Origin of the sequence: Acuticoccus kalidii (assembly GCF_021556395.1) — a bacterium.
GTDB lineage: Bacteria > Pseudomonadota > Alphaproteobacteria > Rhizobiales > Amorphaceae > Acuticoccus > Acuticoccus kalidii.
Genome location: NZ_JAKGCS010000036.1, coordinates 644,939 through 662,576, shown reverse-complemented (window position 1 = coordinate 662,576; position 17,638 = coordinate 644,939). Strand labels below are relative to the sequence as shown.

At 66.8% G+C, this 17,638-nt stretch carries 17 protein-coding genes and 2 tRNA genes; 14 read left to right on the top strand and 5 right to left on the bottom strand.

What is annotated here, in order from left to right; genetic code table 11:
- Positions 1-2 precede the first annotated feature (2 nt).
- Positions 3-1,625 carry an ABC transporter permease gene (locus L1787_RS24085; protein WP_235711646.1) on the top strand — a complete coding sequence of 541 codons (1,623 nt, stop codon included), beginning with the start codon at positions 3-5 and terminating at the stop codon, positions 1,623-1,625.
- A gap of 46 nt (positions 1,626-1,671) precedes the next feature.
- Here L1787_RS24085 and L1787_RS24080 read toward each other — a convergent pair whose 3' ends face one another.
- On the bottom strand, positions 1,672-2,760 hold the full coding sequence (locus tag L1787_RS24080) for an ABC transporter ATP-binding protein (protein WP_235711645.1): 1,089 nt from the start codon (positions 2,758-2,760) through the stop codon (positions 1,672-1,674).
- A gap of 226 nt (positions 2,761-2,986) precedes the next feature.
- Here L1787_RS24080 and L1787_RS24075 point away from each other — a divergent pair.
- From L1787_RS24075 to L1787_RS24065, 3 genes are all read left to right on the top strand, one after another.
- Positions 2,987-3,061, top strand: a tRNA-Glu gene (locus tag L1787_RS24075).
- Positions 3,062-3,335: 274 nt separating this feature from the next.
- Entirely contained in the window at positions 3,336-4,616 is a 1,281-nt protein-coding gene (locus tag L1787_RS24070; RefSeq protein WP_235711644.1) for a polysaccharide pyruvyl transferase family protein, read from the top strand.
- A 6-nt stretch (positions 4,617-4,622) separates the two neighbouring features.
- The gene (locus L1787_RS24065) at positions 4,623-6,104 is read left to right on the top strand and encodes a lipopolysaccharide biosynthesis protein (protein ID WP_235711643.1); all 1,482 of its coding nucleotides are present in this window, start codon (positions 4,623-4,625) and stop codon (positions 6,102-6,104) included.
- Positions 6,105-6,118: 14 nt separating this feature from the next.
- Here the strand turns inward: L1787_RS24065 and L1787_RS24060 are convergent, their stop codons facing one another.
- A complete protein-coding gene (locus L1787_RS24060) occupies positions 6,119-6,583 on the bottom strand; it encodes a DUF2214 domain-containing protein (RefSeq protein ID WP_235711642.1) in 465 nt (154 codons plus the stop codon).
- Positions 6,584-6,589: 6 nt separating this feature from the next.
- Entirely contained in the window at positions 6,590-6,961 is a 372-nt protein-coding gene (locus L1787_RS24055; RefSeq protein WP_235711641.1) for a DUF6152 family protein, read from the bottom strand.
- Between the two features lie 141 nt (positions 6,962-7,102).
- On the opposite strand from L1787_RS24055, the gene L1787_RS24050 reads away from it, so the two are divergent.
- The 7 genes from L1787_RS24050 to L1787_RS24020 all read left to right on the top strand — a co-directional run bounded on the left by L1787_RS24050 (position 7,103) and on the right by L1787_RS24020 (position 12,776).
- Positions 7,103-7,177 (top strand) — tRNA-Glu (locus L1787_RS24050).
- A 173-nt stretch (positions 7,178-7,350) separates the two neighbouring features.
- A complete protein-coding gene (locus L1787_RS24045; RefSeq protein WP_235711640.1) occupies positions 7,351-8,184 on the top strand; it encodes an NAD-dependent epimerase/dehydratase family protein in 834 nt (277 codons plus the stop codon).
- Positions 8,185-8,212: 28 nt separating this feature from the next.
- The gene (locus tag L1787_RS24040; RefSeq protein ID WP_235711639.1) at positions 8,213-8,833 is read left to right on the top strand and encodes a LysE family translocator; all 621 of its coding nucleotides are present in this window, start codon (positions 8,213-8,215) and stop codon (positions 8,831-8,833) included.
- Between the two features lie 19 nt (positions 8,834-8,852).
- The gene (locus L1787_RS24035) at positions 8,853-9,824 is read left to right on the top strand and encodes an aldose epimerase family protein (protein WP_235711638.1); all 972 of its coding nucleotides are present in this window, start codon (positions 8,853-8,855) and stop codon (positions 9,822-9,824) included.
- A gap of 230 nt (positions 9,825-10,054) precedes the next feature.
- Entirely contained in the window at positions 10,055-11,494 is a 1,440-nt protein-coding gene (locus tag L1787_RS24030) for an aldehyde dehydrogenase family protein (protein ID WP_235711637.1), read from the top strand.
- A 5-nt stretch (positions 11,495-11,499) separates the two neighbouring features.
- Positions 11,500-12,258, top strand: coding sequence for a 2-keto-4-pentenoate hydratase (locus L1787_RS24025; RefSeq protein WP_235711636.1), 759 nt, complete (start codon positions 11,500-11,502; stop codon positions 12,256-12,258).
- Complete coding sequence (locus tag L1787_RS24020; RefSeq protein WP_235711635.1) at positions 12,255-12,776, top strand: redoxin domain-containing protein; 522 nt, start codon at positions 12,255-12,257, stop codon at positions 12,774-12,776. The genes L1787_RS24025 and L1787_RS24020 overlap by 4 nt, the downstream gene beginning before the upstream one ends.
- Here L1787_RS24020 and L1787_RS24015 read toward each other — a convergent pair.
- On the bottom strand, positions 12,773-13,180 hold the full coding sequence (locus L1787_RS24015; RefSeq protein ID WP_235711634.1) for a DUF6915 family protein: 408 nt from the start codon (positions 13,178-13,180) through the stop codon (positions 12,773-12,775). The genes L1787_RS24020 and L1787_RS24015 overlap by 4 nt on opposite strands.
- A gap of 29 nt (positions 13,181-13,209) precedes the next feature.
- On the opposite strand from L1787_RS24015, the gene L1787_RS24010 reads away from it, so the two are divergent.
- Positions 13,210-13,944 carry a hypothetical protein gene (locus L1787_RS24010; protein WP_235711633.1) on the top strand — a complete coding sequence of 245 codons (735 nt, stop codon included), beginning with the start codon at positions 13,210-13,212 and terminating at the stop codon, positions 13,942-13,944.
- Between the two features lie 221 nt (positions 13,945-14,165).
- Here L1787_RS24010 and L1787_RS24005 read toward each other — a convergent pair whose 3' ends face one another.
- Positions 14,166-14,933: an RNA methyltransferase gene (locus L1787_RS24005; protein WP_235711632.1), complete on the bottom strand. Its 768-nt coding sequence runs from the start codon at positions 14,931-14,933 to the stop codon at positions 14,166-14,168.
- Between the two features lie 93 nt (positions 14,934-15,026).
- Here L1787_RS24005 and L1787_RS24000 point away from each other — a divergent pair, with 93 nt between their 5' ends.
- Together L1787_RS24000 and L1787_RS23995 are read left to right on the top strand one after the other, a co-directional pair.
- Positions 15,027-16,241 (top strand): NADP-dependent isocitrate dehydrogenase, encoded by a 1,215-nt coding sequence (locus L1787_RS24000; RefSeq protein WP_235711631.1) that lies wholly within the window; start codon positions 15,027-15,029, stop codon positions 16,239-16,241.
- 226 nt (positions 16,242-16,467) lie between these two features.
- Positions 16,468-17,619, top strand: coding sequence for a hypothetical protein (locus L1787_RS23995; protein WP_235711630.1), 1,152 nt, complete (start codon positions 16,468-16,470; stop codon positions 17,617-17,619).
- Positions 17,620-17,638 lie beyond the last annotated feature (19 nt).

The following is a 17,638-nucleotide window of genomic DNA, read 5'->3' as shown; positions in this document are numbered from 1 at the left end:
CCTTGTCGCGTCTCTTCGCGATCGGGGTCGCGCCGGAGGGCGGCTTTGCGCTCGAACCGCTGCTCGACACGCTCGGCAGCCGCTCGACGAAGGCCGCGCTCTGGAACAGCCTCGAATCGGGGCTTCTCTCCGCCTTCGCCGCGACGCTCCTCGGCACGCTCCTCGCGCTGGTGATCGGCCTCACCGATGTCCGCGCGAAGGCGACCCTCGTCTTTTTGATCCTCATCCCGATGATGATCCCGCCGCACGTGACGGCGATCTCGTGGATCCAGGCGCTCGGCCCGTCGAGCCCGCTCCTGCGCTCGCTCGGCATCGCGCCCGAAGTCGGCTCCACCCACCCACTCTATTCGCGCGAGGGCGTGATCCTCCTCCTGTCGCTGCAGCACACCCCGCTCGCCTTTCTCGTGGTCCGTGCCGCGCTGCGGGCGCAGCCGCGCGAATTGTCGGACGCGGCGCGCATCTCCGGCGCCTCCGCCTTCCGCGTCATGTGGCGCGTCGTCCTGCCGTTGCTGGTGCCGGCGATCGTCGCCGCCTTCGCGCTGACCTTCGTGTCGGCGCTCGGCAATTTCGGCATCCCCGCCCTTCTCGGCATTCCGGGCCGCTACACGACGCTGCCGGTGCTCATCTGGCAGCGCATGGCGAGCTTCGGGGTCGGCATGCTCTCCACCGTGGCGATGATCGCCATGCTGATGGCGGCCGTCGCGGTCGTCGCCGTGGTGCTCCTCAACCTTCTTCAGCGCCTCGGACGGACGGCGCTGATCGGCCCGCCCCGACCGCCGCTCGCGATCCGTCTCGGCCGGATGCGGCCGGTCGTCGAGACCGGGCTGTGGCTCTTCATCGCCGCCGTCCTCGTCCTCCCGCTCGCGTCGCTTCTCGCGACAGCGCTCGTCAGGACCTATGGCCTCCCCCTCACGCTCGACACGATCACGCTCGACAATTTCGCCGAGATCCTCGTGCGGCAGCAGGTGACGCTGCGCGCGTTCGCGAACTCCTCGCTCGCCGCCGGCCTCGCCGCCGCGACGCTCGGCATGGTGGCGATCCTCGTCAGCCACGCGATGAACGGGAACAGTTGGGTGAGCCGCCTCGTCGGCCGCGCGGTGGAGCTTTCCGGCGATGTCACCTATGCGGTGCCGGGGATCGTCCTGTCGATCGCCTTCATCCTCACCTTCATCCGCCCGCTGCCGATTCTCGGGGTTTCCCTCTACAACACGCTCGGCCTCATCGCCCTCGCCTACGTCACCGCCTTCCTCGCGATCGCGCTGAAGCCGGTCGCGGCGGCTTTCGCCCAGCTCGACCCCTCGCTCGACGATGCGGCCCGCGTCGCCGGGGCGAGCTATGGGCGGCGGATGCGGCGGATCTTCGCCCCTCTGGTCGCGCCGGCGGCGGCCTCCGGGGCGATCCTCGTCTTCCTCACCGCCTATAACGAGATCACCGTCTCCGCCCTTCTCTGGTCGCCCGGCAACGAGACGATCGGCACGACGATCTTCAACTATGAAGACGGCGGCTACACGACGCTCGCCGCAGCGATGTCGGCGGTGACGGTCGGCGTCACGGTGATCTTGATGATGCTCCTCGACCGCATGGGCCGCCGCCTGCCGGCCGGCACCGTCCCCTGGCGCGACTGATCCGGCGCGCGATCGGGCGCCGGCGCCTTCTCGCCCGCGTGCCGCGTCAGTTCGGCAAAATCCATCCGCCGTCGATCGCGAAATGCGCCGTCGGGGCGCGTAGCGGCCGCCGTGCCTCGGCCGCGACCGGCGGCAGGCCCGGCACGTCGAGCGTGATATCCCAGATGCCGCCGCGATAGACCTCGTTGGCGACGCGCGCCGCGAACGGTCCGTCCTCGGTCCATCGCACCTGATGCGGACGGACGACGAGCCGCACGGGGCCCGGCACCGTCCCCGGCGCGGCCGCCGCCTCGAACACCGCCGCTCCGACCCGCACGCGGGCCGTCTCGCCGGCGACGCTCTCGACGATCGCGTCGATGATCGTGCTGCGGCCGATGAAGTTCGCCACCGCCTCCGACACCGGCCGTTCATAGACGGTCTCCGGCGTGTCGACCTGGAGGAAGCGCCCCGCCTCCATGACGGCAATGCGCGTCGCGAGCGCCATCGCCTCGCGTTGATCGTGGGTGATGTAGAGCGTCGTGGCGCCCGATGCGGCGTGCACGCGGATCAGCTCGGCCTCCATCGTGTGGCGCAGATGCGGGTCGAGATTGGCGAGCGGCTCGTCCATCAGCACCGTTGCGGCGCGTGAGGCGAGGCAACGGGCGAGCGCGACACGCTGTTGCTGGCCGCCGGAGAGCGCGGCGGGCTTGCGCTCGGAAAACGGCGTCAGCGCCACGGTCTCGAGCGCGTCGGAGACCACCGTCTTCGCGTCCTGGCGCGATAGGCCCGACGATTCGACCGGAAAGGCGACATTCTGCGCGACGCTCATATGCGGCCACAGCGCATAGGACTGGAAGACCACCGCCACGCTGCGTCGCTCCGGTGCGACATGGTGCCCGGGGCCGGCGACCGATTGCCCGCCGATCGCGATCGTTCCCGCATCGACCGGCTCGAGGCCGGCGACGAGGCGCAAAAGCGTGCTCTTGCCGCATCCCGACGGGCCGACGACGGCGAAGAAATCACCCGGCGCGATCTCGAGAGTGACGTTGTCCACAGCCACATTGCGGCCGAACCGCTTGGTGACGCCGGTCAGCGCGATCCCGGACGTCTCCGCCGATTGCCGCTCTTGCGGTGCATTGGCAACGCGTACGCTCACACGATGATCCTTTCCATTCCGCAGCGCCGGCCGGGCATCGGCCCGGCGAAGCCGTTCGTCCCATAGCGCATGGCCGCGTGCGTTTCGAGACGGATGCCCGGCGGAGGCGGACGGCGCTCGTTTCGGCTCGCTGGCCCCCGCGTCAAAATTTTCCACCGGCTCGGACAAGGTTGGGCCCATTTCCCTCTTGGCGAGCCGATCGAAACCGTTTAATCCCCCCACTCATGCGCCCTTCGTCTATCGGTTAGGACGCCAGATTTTCAATCTGGAAAGACGGGTTCGACTCCCGTAGGGCGTGCCAAACGCCGCCCCGGCCGGTGCATTTTCCTCTCTTCCCCCGCACATCTCGCCCCTCGCCCGGTGGTGTTCGTTCAGCTCGGACTCCTCGTCTCGACCCGCAAATGATAATGCAGTGCAGCGAAAACATGCTGCACTGGCGTATGCGTGGTTTGTCGCCCCTGTCGTCGCCTCGTGCCGGCGACGTGTCGTGCGCGCCGGCGAGGCCCGTCGAATGGCGGGTCGTCGTGCGAGGAGGCCGACCACGCGCCACGAACCGCCCGAGCGAGGAAATTGGCATGGCTCCGTTGGATCTCATCCGCACGTCCGCTCTCGCGCTGGGCCTCGCGGCGCCGTTGCGGCGTCGCCGGACGAAGACCGCGCTGGTGATCGCGCCGGCCGATATCGGCAGTCTCGGCGACGCGGCGATGCTGATCGCCGCCTGTGAGACGCTGAAGCGCCAAGGCTTTGACGCGGTCGCGCTTCTCGGCGCCGAAGGATGGGCCCGCTATGGGGTGTTCGATCGGATCGTCTGGGCGGACGACTATTTCTATGACGGCGACGATCGGGCCCTCGCCCGCCTCCTCTGGCGCATCCGCGATTTCGACGCAGCCTATTTCGTCGGTGCCGACGTCCTCGACGGCACATATAATCCGCCCTCGATCTCGCGCCGCCTCAAGATCCTCCACTGGTTCGCCGCGCAGGGAAAACGCGCGACCATCCTCGGCTCCTCGTTCACCGAGGCCCCGAGCGCGCTCTGCATCGAGACGCTGAAGGCGCTGCCGAAAAACGCCGTCATCAACGCCCGCGATCCGGTGTCCAAAGAACGGATGGAGCGTTTTCTGCGCCGCCCGGTCACGCTCGTCGCCGACGTCGCCTTCCTCACCGAGGCCGACCCCACGAGCGAGCAGGCGCGCGATTTCGCGGCCTGGTGCGGACGGCGCCGCGCGGCGGGGGACCGGATCGTCGCGATCAACGCGAGTTGCCACAACGACGTGAAGGTGCCGGATTATACCGCAAAGCACATCGAGATCGCGAGAACGCTGCTCGCCGAGGGCGCCTCGCTGATCTTCGTCCCGCACGACACACGCTCGGATCGCTCCGACGTCGTGATCGCGGAGGAGATCATGGCCGGGCTCGCAGAGGACGCCGACCGCATCCGCCTTTGCGAGCCGAACGATCCGCGCAGCGTCAAGGCGGTCCTCGGCCTCGCCGACTTCATCGTCACCGGACGGATGCATGTCGCGATCCTCGGGATGGGGGCGGGCGTTCCGGCTTTCAGCTTCGGCTATCAGGGAAAGTTCGAGGGGCTTTATCAGCTCCTCGGCCTGCCGGTGGACGCCCTCCTCGAGAACCCGGCCGACATCGCCCCGCGCTACGAGACCATTCTCGCGAAGATCCGCGCCGGCTTCGCGGACGCAAAGGTCCACGCGGCGACGCTCGATGCGAACCTGCCGCGCGTGCGGGAAATGTCGCTCGCCAATTTCGGCGCGCCGACCGGGGGCCCGCATCACGAGAGCGCACCGGCGCACCGCAGCGCGAGCGCGGCCGACGGCTCCCTCTCCGCCCCCGCGAACTGAGGCGCCATGGCCGACCCTCCCCTCCAGATCGGACGGATCGCGCTCAAAGGCGGCCTTCTCACCGGCGGCGCGCAGATCGTGAAGGTGGGCGTCAGCACACTCTCTGTGGTGGTGCTCGCGCGGCTTCTCGCGCCGGACGATTTCGGTCTCGCCGCTTCGATCGCGCCGGTGATCGCGTTCGTCGGACTCTTTCAAAATCTCGGCCTTCAACAGGCGATCGTGCAGCGGCCGGAGATCGAGGACCGTCACCTCAACCAGACCTTTTGGATCAGCGCACTGGTCGGCATCCTCGCCGCCGTGATCATCGTCGCCGCGGCGCCCCTCGTCGCCAGCTTCTATGGCGATGAACGGATCCGCGGGCTGATGATCCTTGCCGCGCTGCCGGTGATCCTCGGCAGCCTCGCCTCGGTGCCGCTGTCGCTTCTCAACCGCAATCTGCGTTACGGCCCGCTCGCGGTTTACGAGATCGTCCTCTCGGTCGCCGGCTTCACCGCGGCGGTGATCGCCGCACTCTCGGGGCTCGGTTACTGGTCGCTCCTCATCGCGCCGGTGGCGGCCGGTGTCTGCGGCACGGCGATGGCCTGGACCGCCGCACCCTGGCGGCCCAAACGGCCGACGCTGCGGGCCGACGCCGATCTTCTCTCCTTCGGCGTCAACCTGACCGGCTTCAATCTCGTCAACTTCTTCGCCCGCAACGGCGACAATGTCCTGATCGGCCGGTTCGCCGGCATGAGCGCGCTCGGCTATTATGACCGGGCCTATAAGCTCCTCCTCTTCCCGATCCAGAACGTCACGCAGCCGCTGTCCCGGCTGATGATCCCTCTTCTCAGCCGCATCCAGGAGGACAAAGCCCGCTTTCGCGACGTCTATATGCGCATCGCATGGTCGCTCGGCCTCGTGATGATGCCGCCGATCGCCGCGCTGACGATGACCTCCGAGGACGTCGTGCGCCTGCTCTTCGGCGAGCGGTGGCTGGGGGTCGCGCCGATCTTCGCCTGGCTCGGGGTCGCGGGCTTTGCCCAGGTCGTCACCAACACCAACGGGTGGATCTTCATCTGCCAGGGTAAGACGCGAACGCTCTTCCATCTCGGCCTCTACACCTCGGTGGTGACGGTGGCCTCCTTCGCGGTCGGGCTGCCGTGGGGGGCGGTGGGCGTCGCGGCGGCCTATAGCGCGAGCGCCTTCCTGCTGCGTCTGCCGGTGCTCGCTCTCGTGATCGACCGTGTGGGGCCGGTGCGTGGGACGGAATTCGTTTCGGTCGTGGCTCTGTTCGGGGTGGCGGCGCTCCTCGCCTATGCCCTGCTTCCCGTCGCGGTGCCGACGGTGGCGGGCTATCAGAGCCTCGTGACGGTCCTCGTCTCGGGGCTACTGAACTATGCGACCGCGCTGATCCTCGCCGCGCTCTATCCCCCCTCGCGGCGCGTGCTCCTCGGGACGGCGGGCCGGCTGAAGGACAGCGTCTTTCCCAAAACCGCGCCCGCCCGCTGAGGCGCCGACGCCTCTCACCCGGCGAAAGCGATAAGGCGGCCGAGGAGAAGGACGACGGGCCACAAGGCGAGCGACAGACCCGCGTGAAATGCCCGGCGCGCCGGCGTCGCGCGCTCCATGTAAAGCCCATAATGGCGGTGGAGGACGAGCGCCGTGACCGTGCCGGCGACGATGAGGCCGATCTTGGCCTGAAAGAATCCGAGCCCGGCATATTCCCCCGCCCGCGCCGAGAAGAGGACGAGACCGGTGAGGACCGCGAGCGCGAGGCCCGCCCCCGCGAACGGGACGAGAAGCCGGCCGGCCCCGCCGACATCACGCGCGATCCATCCGAGCCGTGCGAGGTTGAGCGGGATCATCGCCCCGACGAGCATGGCGAGCCCCAGAATGTGCGCCGCGCTGACGCCGGCATAGCCCCAGCGGGACGTCCGCGCCCAGCTCCCGACCGCGCTCGCCTCGATCCACGCAAGCAGCGCCTCCAACGGGCGTCAGCTCCGTCCGGGATATAGCTCGTAGACGGTGCCGGCGATGGTAATGCGCTCGGCCTTCAGGAGGCGATCGTCGGGATTGGCCGAGGGTTCTCCCTCCGCGGTGATTTCCACACCCACGGCGAAGTCCCCGTCCTTGAGGCCCGCGCGCGCGTTGCGCCAAGGCTGGCCGACCTCGATCGTCCACGTCTCCCCGTCCGCATCGACCTTGAGGACGCCGTGCGGATTGCCAAGCTCAGCGGAGGTGATCACGCCCGTCACCTCGATATTGCCGCCCGTCGTCCATGCCCAGCCATGGTGAGCGAGCGCGGCGGTGGAAAACATCGCGGCGAGCACGAAGCCGCCGGCCATGCGTCGTGAGAGTGCCATCATGGCGATCGTCTCCCCGGTTGCGGTCCCCAGAACTTGGTGCAGCTTAACCATGTGACGACTGGAATATGGGGTCGCACCCATATTTTTCGATTTTCCCTCTTGGCGAGCGCCGCGAAACCGCTTATGTCCGCGCTCTCAAACGCGCCCTTCGTCTATCGGTTAGGACGCCAGATTCTCATTCTGGAAAGAGGGGTTCGATTCCCCTAGGGCGTGCCAACGTCCCGCGCGTGTGACCCCCATCCCTCCCGTTCAAACACCGCGCTCTCGCTGGCGTCCAGTGTCCGCGCCTGCCTCTCATTTCGGCACGATTATCGCGCTTGAATTGCATTTGGCATTGTCATCGTGTCTCGCGATGTCTTACCTCACCCGACCGACAGGGAGAGGCAGTGATGACGAAGCGTAAAATTGTAATGACCGGCGCCGGAGGCGGCGTTGCGAAGATGCTACGGCCCCTCCTCGTCCAGCACTATGACGTCGTCCTGTCGGACATCACGGACGCGCCGGGCGACCTCGTCGCGGGTGAGACCTGGGTCAAGGCCGACCTCACCGATCGCGCTGCCGTCGGCGCGCTGCTCGAAGGCGCATACGGCCTCGTCCATCTCGGCGGCCAGTCGGTCGAAGCGGACTGGGAAAGGGTGCACGCGCCCAATATCGAAGGGCTCTGGAACGTCTTCGAGGCGTGCCGCGAGGCCGGGGTCGAGCGGGTGATCTTCGCCTCGTCGAACCATGCGGTCGGCTTTTATCCGCGCGTTCGCAAGATCGGGGTCTACGAGCCGGTCCGGCCGGACGGGATCTATGGCCTCTCCAAAGCCTTCGGCGAAGCCATGGGCTCGCTGTACGCCGACAAGCATGGCCTGCGCGTCATGTCGATCCGCATCGGCAATATCGGCTACGAGCCGCTCGACCATCGCCGCCTGTCGATCTGGATGCACCCGGACGATCTGATGCAGATGATCCAGATCGGCCTCGAGCATCCCGACATCCACCATGCGATCGTCTATGGCGCGTCCCACAATGAGCGCGCCTGGTGGGACAATGCGACCGCCTTCGCCCTCGGCTACGAGCCGAAGCATCATGGCGAGGATCATGCCGCCGCCGCGGAGGCCGGCCAGGCGAAAACCCCGGCCGACAACATCGGCGACCGCTTCCAGGGCGGCACCTTCTGTTCCGACGGCTTCAGCGGCGATCTCGACCGCACGCTGAAGGCGCGTCAGATCCGCTGAGACGCGGCGCCCGGACGCGACGATGCCGGTGAGCCCGACGACTCTCGCTTTCTTCATTCCCGCCGCCGCACTCGTCGCGGCGGGACCGGGGGCGAACAATCTCCTGTCCCTCGGGAACGGAGCGCGCGCCGGCTTTCTCTTGACGCTCGTCGGCGTCCTCGGGCGGATGGTGGCCTTCGCCATCCTCATCACACTCGCAGCGGCCGGCCTCGGCGCACTGCTCACGGCCTCCGAGATCGCATTCGGCATCGTGAAATGGGTGGGCGTTGCCTATCTCGCATATCTCGGCATCAGGACATTCCGATCGACCACGCTGTCGGTCGACGGATCGAGCGAGGCGCCCCGCGGCCTCGCTTTGGCGCGCAAGGAGTTCCTCGTCGCGATGACGAACCCGAAGGCGATGCTGCTCTTCACCGCCTTCATCCCGCAATTCGTCAACACGAGCGGACCCGCCGCGCCGCAACTCATCCTTCTCGGCGCGCTCTATATCGTCATCGAGTTCGTCATGGCGAGCGGCTACGCCCTCATGGGTGCGACGCTGCGCGCCTTCACGATGACGCCGCCGCGGGTGCGCACCATCAATCGCCTCACCGGCGGGATGCTGATCGGTGCCGCCGGCCTCCTCGCAACATCGCACCGCGCCACCTGACCCGGCACAAGAGGGCAAGATGACGATCACCCAATTCGGCACATTCGAGGATGCGCCCGTCTACGAAGCCCGCCTCACCTCGAGCGCCGGCGTCGAGGTGCGGGTGTTGAACTATGGCGCGGTCGTGCGCGACTGGCGCGTGCCGGATCGGTCCGACGTGCCGCAGACGGTGACGCTCGGCTTCGACACGTTCGAGCCTTATCCGCTCCACAGCCGGTCATTCGGCATCATCGCCGGCCGCGTCGCGAACCGCATCCGCGATGCCCGCTTCACCTTGGACGGCAAGGTCCATCAACTCGAACCGAACGAAGGCGCCAACCAGCTCCATGGCGGCAAGCGCGGCTTCGGCAGGCGCCTTTGGGAGATCGAGGCCGACGGGAGCGCCGCGCGCCTGCGCCTCGAGAGCGCCGACGGGGACATGGGCTTTCCCGGCAAGGTCGACGTCACGGTCGAGTTCCGCCTCACCGGCAACACCCTCGTCTTCGACATGACGGCGGTCCCCGACCGGCCGACGCCGATCTCGCTCGCCCAGCACTCTTATTATGCGCTCGGCGGACCCATCGCCGCACACACCATGGTGGTGAACGCCGACCGCTATACCGAGACCGGCGCGGGCAAACTTCCCACCGGCGCCGTCCCCCCGGTCGACGGGACGATGTTCGATTTCCGCAGCCCGCGCGCGATCGGAGACGCCGAGATCGACGTCAATTTCTGCCTCACCCACGGCGACCCGGCGCTGACGCTCACCGGCGAGACGATGGCGCTCGCGCTCTCCACCGACCGCCCCGGCGTCCAGGTTTATGACGGATACGACATGCCGCCGGTCCCCGTCCCCGGTCTCGGTGGCGCCCGATATGGGACGTTCGCCGGCATCGCCATCGAGGCCCAGGACTGGCCGGACGCGGTCAACAACCCCACATTTCCGAGCGTGATCCATACGCCTGACGATCCTTATCGTCAGACGACGCGGGTCACGATCACGCCGCGCTGATCCGATCAGCGCTTCCACGTGGCGGGCGACGAAAGCGCGCGCACCTTGCGCCTCTCCCCGGCGTCGGCTACGCGGAATCAAAATCAATAAGTGGGAGATCGGTCGGCGTGTCGCGTTGGGCCGGACGATCGCCCTCCCCTCGATCCGGGACGAGGACGGTGCCGAGCCTTGACGGGCGCGACGTGTCCGCCAACCTCCCACCCCGGATCTCAGCCGAATAGGACGACGCCATGGACCTTCACCAGAATCTCATCGGCGGCGAATGGACGAACGGTCCTGACGCCTCCGACAACATCAATCCGTCGAACACGGATGACGTTGTCGGCCGCTACGCCCGCGCGGACGCCGAGCAGACGCGTCAGGCCATCGCCGCAGCCAAGGCCGCCTCGTATTCGTGGGCGCGCTCCAACCCGATGCAGCGCCACAACATCCTGCAGGCGGCCGCCAACGAGATCATGGCCCGCTCCAAGGAACTCGGCGACCTCCTCGCCCGCGAAGAGGGCAAGACGCTCGCCGAAGGCGTCGGCGAAGCCGGCCGCGCGGCGCAGATCTTCTCCTTCTTCGCCGGTGAGGCGCTGCGCCTTGCGGGCGAGAAGCTCCCCTCGATTCGTCCGGGCGTCGAGATCGAGATCACCCGTGAGCCGATGGGCGTCATCGGCCTCATCACGCCGTGGAACTTCCCGATCGCGATCCCGGCCTGGAAGATCGCGCCGGCGCTCTGCTACGGCAACACCGTCGTCATGAAGCCGGCCGACCTCGTCCCGGGCTGCGCCTGGGCGATCGCCGACATTCTGAAGCGCGCCGGTCTTCCCGACGGCGTCTTCAACCTCGTCATGGGCCGCGGCTCGATCGTCGGCGAGGCGATCCTCGATTCCAAGGACATCGATGCCGTCTCCTTCACCGGCTCGGTCGGCACCGGCAAGCACGTCGCGATGAAGTGCGCCGAGCACATGCGCAAGGTGCAGCTCGAGATGGGCGGCAAGAACCCCCTCATCGTGCTCGACGACGCCAATCTCGACATCGCGGTCGATTGCGCGGTGAACGGTGCGTTCTTCTCCACCGGCCAGCGCTGCACGGCGTCCTCGCGCCTCATCGTCCAGGACGGCATCCACGACAAGTTCGTCGACGCCACGATCGCCAAGCTGAAGTCGCTCGTCGTCGACGATGCGCGCAAGGACGGCACGCATATCGGCCCGGTCGTCGACCAGAAGCAGCTCGACGTCGACATGAACTATATCGACATCGGCCGGAACGAGGACAACGCGAAGCTCGCATGGGGCGGTGAGCGCCTCAACCGCGGCACGCCGGGCTTCTACCTCCAGCCCGCCCTCTTCACCGAGACCACGAACGACATGCGCATCAACCGCGAGGAGATCTTCGGTCCCGTCGCGACGGTGATCCGCGTGAAGGACTATGACGAGGCGCTCGCGGTCGCGAACGACACGCCGTTCGGCCTTTCGTCGGGCATCTGCACCACGAGCCTCAAATACGCGTCCGACTTCAAGCGGAACGCCGAGGCGGGCATGGTGATGGTGAACCTGCCGACGGCGGGCGTCGATCCGCACGTGCCGTTCGGTGGCCGCAAGGGCTCGTCCTATGGTCCGCGTGAGCAAGGTCGTTATGCGGCCGAGTTCTACACGACCGTCAAGACCGCCTACCAGCTGCCCTGACGCCCATGTCCGACGCCAAAAACCTCGCCGCGGCGTTCCGCGGTGAGGGGCCCCTCGCCGGGCTCGATCATCGCCCCGCCACTGTCGCCGAAGGCTACGACCTGCAAGACAAGGTCCGCGCCGAGATCGGCGGCAAGATCATCGGCTGGAAGCTCGCCCAAACGACGAAGGGCGCTCAGGCCGCCGCCGGCATCGACGCGCCGACGGTCGCCCCTCTCCTCGAGGACATGATCGTCGACACCGACACCGCCTTCCCGCCCCGGCGCTTCTACAAGCCCGAGGCGGAGGCCGAGATCGCGATCGAGCTTGCCAAGCCGATCGAGGGGCCGGTCAGCGCCGAGGAGGTCCGTGCGGCCGCCAAGGGCATCCGCCTCGCGATCGAGATCGCCGACACGCGCTATGTCGACAAGAAGGCGGCGGGCATCGCCTCCAACATCGCCGACATGAACTCGTGCGGCCTCCTCGTGGTCGGCGAGCTGATGCCGCTCGACCTTCTCGACAAGGCGGTCGCGGCGAACGTGACGACGAAGCTCGGTGACGGAACGATCGTCGAGGCGCTCCCGCCCGAAGGTCGCCCCGATCCGCTCAACGTCATCGCGTTTCTGTCGCGCTTCGTCTCCGAGCGCGGGCACACGCTGCCGGCCGGTCTCATCATCACGACCGGCACGCACACGGCGCCGACCCTCACGGCGCCGGGCCTCGTGGTCGCGACCTTCGAGGGGATCGGGCACGTCTCGACCCGCCTCGCCGAGCACTGGTCGTGACACCGGCCCGACCCGGCAATCCGATACCGTCCATCAGCATTCCGCTGGTGGACGGTTCGGTTCGCCATTTCGGGCTCGACTTTCCGGGCTGGTCGATGCTGGTCGTCTACCGCGGCCGCCACTGCCCGCGCTGCAAATCCTATCTCCGCAAGCTCGACGGCCTTCTCGGTGCCTTCGCCGAGCGCCGTGTCGCGGTGGTCGCGACGTCGGCCGATCCGAAAGAGCGCGCCGCGGCCGATCTCGCCGAGCACGGCTGGCGCTTCGCCCTCGGCCATTCTTTGTCACTCGCCGACATGAACGCGCTGGGGCTCTATGTCTCCGACCCGGTGTCGACGGAGGAAACCGACCGCCCTTTCGCCGAGCCCGGCCTCTTCGTGGTGAACCCCAACGGGCTGATCCACGTCCTCGGCATCTCGAACGCCGCCTCCTGCCGCCCAGACCTCGACGTTGTGCTCGACGGTATCGTCGGCATCCAGGACAAGGGGCTTCCGATCCGCGGCATGCGGGGGATCGGTTAGGCCGGCTGCGTCCGGCTCGCCTCTCCCGGCTTTTGCGCCTCGTCAGCCTTTTCGGCCGCAGCCTGTTCGCTGCTTGGACGGAATGGCGTTCGGCCCATCCAAGGCTGCAACTGAATGTGCTGGAGCCAGTCCTTCACACTCGGGATCCATCCAAGATCGTCGAGCACGTGCTGCTCCCCGATCGTGCGAACAGGCACGACCTTCCCGTCGCTGTTCGTCACGGTGACGCCGAACGTCGCCTCGACCAGGAAAATGCCTTCGCTGTGATGCCGCAATGCGCGGTGGCGTAAATCGGCAAAATGCGCTTTGCTTTCATCAAACCAGGCATGGATCGCGAGGTAGTCCTCGGGAGCGCCACCAAACAGCCGGCTCGAGCGGACGGCATGTTGATAGGGATGGGCCACAACTGTCTCCTTTGGGCAGGATCGCTTCGATGGACAGACCCCAGCCCGAAACGAAACCATCCACGCCTTCTGTCGATGATTGGGAGAATAATTTGCCTTATACTCATGAAGAGACAAATGACGAAGAACGCGAAGAAGCGTTAGAGCAATTGATGGTGGAAGCGGACGAAAAAAACCAGAAGTTCAATTTAATTGAGCTCCTTCAACAACTCCCGCCACCAATTTATACTGATCCGGAATATGTGACACCAACCGAACTCGGCGGCAACCCCACGCCATTGTCATTTGGCGACGAGGCAACTGGTAGGCTCAAACCGTCGCTGATCCCGGCGAACTTCAACGGCGTTGAAAGAACTGAGGCCCAGCTCCGATTGCTGCAGTTTTTCACCGAACTCGCGCGGGATGTCGGCGTCGTCGAATTGCGGTGCCTCTATAATGGCGGCGGTGATGAAGGCTTTGCGAGGATGGAGTGGCTGCGTTTCGCCGACACGCGTCAGTTGGATCCCCGGACATTTTTCGACTCGGTCCTCGACACGAACGCGAGAGAAAAGCTCGCCGAACTTGGCCAAACCGCAGATCCGATTCAGTTCTCGAAGGATCCCGCCTATTACGCGTTCGAGAGCACGATTGCACTTTTGTTCGTCTGGTGCCTCATGCTCCCCTATTACGGCACATCCCAGCCGACCACATACGGCGCGATCCGTGTCGACCTCGTCGCATTCACGATCCGGGACGAGATGGATATCGGCCCCCCACCCATGTGAGGACCGCGCGCTCGGAGTATCTGAGGCGTTAGCCAAAATGGCGGCTTCGTGCCGCACCCGTGGCCGAAGCGAAGCGCCGCGTTGCCGGTGAACGCGCACTTGCCGGCAACGATCTCGCGATCCGGGTCGCCCCCTGATCGGACGCGCGAACGGGCCGTTTCTGCTTCAGAAAGGCACCTCGATGGACGGTGAAGGCGGACATCGAGGCGCCCCTCGAACCATCACCCTTCCCGATCATCCCCCTCCCCGCGCGGCCTCTCCAAATGCCCCAGAACACCGCGCAAGGTTCGCACCTGCTGGCGGTCCCACCCTGCGTCCGACAGGATCAGCAACAGGTTTCGCGCCATCTTCTCGGCCATGTCGGGCGGGCGGAAATAACCGGCCGGGGTGAGGACGCGGTTCAGGTGCTCCCACAGCGCCGTCACATCCTCGCGTGTCGCCGGCGGGTTCTTCGGCTCCGGCATCGTCGGCGCGGCATGGGCGACGCGGCGCCACTCATAGGACATCAGGAGCACCGACTGGGCGATGTTCAGCGAGGCGAAGGTCGGGTCGACCGGGAACGACACGATGATGTTCGCCCGCGCGATCTCGTCATTCTCGAGCCCCCAGCGCTCGCGGCCGAAGAGGATGCCCGTCCCCGCCCCCGTGCGCGCCGTCGCGGCGAGCTCGGCGAGTCCCTCGGCGGGCCCCTCCACACGTTTCGTCATGTCGCGGGGGCGGCGCGTCGTCGCGATCACGAAGGATAGATCGGCGATCGCCTCGTCGAGCGTTCCAAACACCCGTGCATTCTCGATCACGTGGATCGCGCCGGACGAGGCCGACCGCGCCTTCTCGTTCGGCCAACCATCGCGCGGCGCGACGAGGCGCAGATCGGTGACGCCGAAATTCGCCATCGCGCGCGCGGCCGTGCCGATATTCTCGCCGAGCTGCGGGGCGACGAGAACGATGGCCGGCGGCACCGCGGCAACTTCCCCCGATAGGTCCGTCATGCTAAACGGCCAACCAAGCTGCGCTCAGCGCGGCAATTCCTGACGCCGCGCCCGGCGCGGCACTTCCATCCATAACACGCGCAAGGTTCCGGAATGGCGAAGATCAAGGTGGCGAATCCCGTCGTTGAATTGGACGGGGATGAAATGACCCGCATCATTTGGGCATACATCAAAGACAAGCTCATCCACCCCTATCTCGACATTCAGCTCGAATATTACGATCTCGGCGTCGAGCATCGCGACGCCACCGACGATCAGGTGACCGTCGACGCCGCCAACGCCATCAAGAAGCACGGCGTCGGCGTCAAGTGCGCCACCATTACGCCGGATGAGGCCCGCGTCGAAGAGTTCAAGCTGAAGAAAATGTGGCGTTCCCCCAACGGAACGATCCGCAACATTCTCGGCGGTGTGATCTTCCGCGAGCCGATCATCTGCAAGAACGTCCCCCGCCTCGTGCCGGGCTGGACGCAGCCGATCATCATTGGCCGCCACGCCTTCGGCGATCAGTACCGCGCCACCGATTTCGTGGTTCCCGGCCCGGGCAAGCTGACCCTCACCTTCACGCCGGACGGCGGCTCGCCCGAGGCCCACGAGGTCTATGAGTTCAAGGGTCCGGGCGTCGCGATGTCGATGTACAATATCGACGAGTCGATCAAGGACTTCGCCCGCGCCTCCATGAACTACGGCCTGATGCGCGGCTACCCGGTCTACATGTCCACGAAGAACACGATCCTGAAGGCCTATGACGGCCGCTTCAAGGACATCTTCCAGGCGGTCTACGAAGCCGAGTTCAAGGCCGACTTCGAGAAGAAGGGCCTCGTCTACGAGCACCGCCTGATCGACGACATGGTCGCCTCCGCGATGAAGTGGTCCGGCGGCTATGTCTGGGCCTGTAAGAACTATGACGGCGACGTCCAGTCCGACACCGTCGCGCAGGGCTTCGGCTCGCTCGGCCTCATGACCTCCGTGCTGATGACGCCGGACGGACAGACCGTCGAGGCCGAGGCCGCGCACGGCACGGTGACGCGCCACTACCGCCAGCACCAGAAGGGCGAGGAGACCTCCACCAACTCCACCGCCTCGATCTTCGCCTGGTCGCGTGGCCTCGCCCACCGCGCCAAGCTCGACGACAATGCCGACCTCAAGGCGTTCGCCGCAACGCTCGAGACGGCGACGGTCGGCGCGATCGAGTCGGGCCACATGACAAAGGATCTCGCCCTCCTCGTCGGCGCCGATCAGGCGTGGGAATCGACGACGGGCTTCCTCGATTCCGTCGCCGCGCGCCTCGAAAAAGAGATGGCGGCCTAACCAGCCTCTCGGAGACGCCTCGGGCGTCTCTCCTTCACGGAAAAAGCCTGCCGCGTCATCCGATGCGGCAGGCTTTTTTCTGTTCCGGCGGTGAGTGGGTTCCAGCTTCAGACCGACCGCGTCGCGAATCGGTCCGCCCCCATGCGTTCAGGCGAAACGCCGAACGCATGCCATAACGCCGACACGATCACGTGCCGGCGTTGAGGGCGATCAGCTCGATTTCGGCTTGGAGGATTTGGCGGCCGTCTTCGGCTTGGCGGCGGACTTCGCCGGCGCCTTTTTCGCCGCGGTCTTCGCGGGCGCCTTCGCCTCGGCCGTCGCGGTCTCTGACTTGGCGGCGGCTTTCGCCGGCGCCGATGCGGCCTTGCTGGTGGCGGCCTTCTTCGCCGGCGCCTTCGGCTTCGCGGCCTTGGCGGGTTCGGCGGCCTCGGCCGGCGCGCTCGCCGACGCGGCCGTCGCTGCCGCCTTCTTCGCCGGAGCCTTCGCGGCAGGCTTTGCCGGAGCGGACGTCGTTTCGGCCTTCGCCGGGGTCGCCGCTTTCGCGGGCGCCTTGGTGGTCTTCGCGGGCGTCTTCTTCGCCGGAGACTTCGTGGCGGTCGTCGACGCGGCCGCCTGCTTTGCCGGCGCCTTCGCGGCGGGCTTCGACGCGGCCGCTTTCTTGGCCGGCGCCTTCGCGGGTTCCGCCTTTTCGGCCGTGGGCTTGGTCGCCGCCGTCGATGCGGGTGTCGTCTTGGCGGGGGATTTTGTCGCCGTCGACGATGCGGCCGCCTTCTTGGCGGTGCTCGTGCTCTTGGCGGGGGCTTTCTTGGCCGGGGCCTTCGAGGCCGTCGCCGCCTTCGCGCCGGCCGCTTTCGCGGGAGCGGATTTCGCTGCGGGCTTCGCGGAGGCCGCCGTCTCCGTCGCGGGCTCGGCCTTGGCGGCGCTCGCCTTCGGCGTCGGCTTCGACTTCGCGGGAGCGGACTTCGCTGGGGCGGACTTCGAAGTAGCGGGCTTGGAGGGGGCGGGTTTGGCCGTCGCCGTCTTCGTCGCCGCCGGTTTCGCGGCTGCGCTCTTCGCGGGCGCTGCCTTGGCCGGCTTCTCGGCCGGGCTCTTCTTCGCGGGCGTCTTCGCGGTGGCGGCCGGCTTGGCGCTCGACTTCGCCGGCGCTTTCGCGCTCGCCGCTTTCGCGCCGGACGTCTTGGCGGCCGACGTCTTGGAACTCGTCGTCTTCGGGCTCGTGGTCATCGGACTCGTCGCCTTCGCGGCAGAGGTGCGCTTACGCGTCACACCATCGTCTTTGCCGGCATTGCTCATGTCATGGATCCTCCGCTCGAAGGCGCAAGGATGGCGCAGGCCTGCACCTTTCACCGATCAAGATGATAGATTCGGCCTTTGGTGACTAGCCTACACTTCAGAGA